The following is a 1126-nucleotide window of genomic DNA, read 5'->3' on the forward strand; positions in this document are numbered from 1 at the left end:
TATGTTCCTCACGCCTCTAAATTGAGATCTAAACGCTTTTATTTTTGCATTAAAGGATTCTGCAGAAGCATTGGTACTTCTGTTGTCAAAATAGTTTACTATCGTTTGGTAATGATTCTGTATTGATCTAGATATTGTATTAAATGATTTAAACTCAGCCTGAGCTACTTTTTCATGCCATCTAGCTAATTTGCTTAGACCATAAATTTTATCGGTGGTATTCTCAAAAACATTCCGTAAGTCTTGCGATAGCTGATATGCTTTTTCAATATTAGGATATAATTCGAATAACAATTTGGCTCTTTGGGTTTGGTTTTCAGATCATTTAGATTTGTTTTTATACAAAATATATCGACTTCTGGCCAGTAATTGCTTAATGGTGTCGCCGTTAGATAGTGTTATAGGCTCGTATCTAGTTTTTGTGGTTTTAGCTTTTTCAATAGCTTCATTCTCCATATCAATTGCTTGCCACCTATATTTGATTCTAATTTCTTGTAAAGCTTCGAGCGCTAGCTTTTGGACATGGAATCGATCCGTAACTCTTACTGCATTAGAAAAGCATTTCTTGGCAATAATCCCCATATTAGCTGCCATATCGAGTGTTATTTCGGTAACCGAATTTCTTAGCTTTAGTGGTWTTTTTTCTAATATAGCAATTACTGTTTCTGCTTTGGTTCCAGCTACCATGGCTACTATAGTCCCCTTTCTGCCTTTTCCTGCTTTGTTGGTCACAATAGTATAGAGTTCGCCATTGGAGAGGGATGTCTCATCTATTGATAAACGTTTCCCAATGTTTTCAGGAAAAACAAGGGATCATAACGAAAACTTGTGGAGTAGCAAAAATTAAGCGTAAATATTTGTTAGTCTGAAAAGGAAAAACTCTATGTTCCTCACGCCTCTAAATTGAGATCTAAACGCTTTTATTTTTGCATTAAAGGATTCTGCAGAAGCATTGGTACTTCTGTTGTCAAAATAGTTTACTATCGTTTGGTAATGATTCTGTATTGATCTAGATATTGTATTAAATGATTTAAACTCAGCCTGAGCTACTTTTTCATGCCATCTAGCTAATTTGCTTAGACCATAAATTTTATCGGTGGTATTCTCAAAAACATTTCGTAAGTCT

At 34.5% G+C, this 1126-nt stretch carries 1 protein-coding gene and 1 pseudogene; both read right to left on the reverse strand.

Annotation, left to right across the window (positions count from 1 at the left end; genetic code table 11):
• Nucleotides 1-798 (reverse strand): annotated as a pseudogene (locus tag E0F91_RS17615) (ISAon1 family transposase); the annotation flags it as partial.
• A gap of 45 nt (nt 799-843) precedes the next feature.
• On the reverse strand, nt 844-1126 hold a 283-nt coding region (locus E0F91_RS17620), incomplete at its 5' end, for a transposase (RefSeq protein ID WP_165930120.1).

This window comes from Flavobacterium sandaracinum (genome assembly GCF_004349135.1).
Classification (GTDB): domain Bacteria; phylum Bacteroidota; class Bacteroidia; order Flavobacteriales; family Flavobacteriaceae; genus Flavobacterium; species Flavobacterium sandaracinum.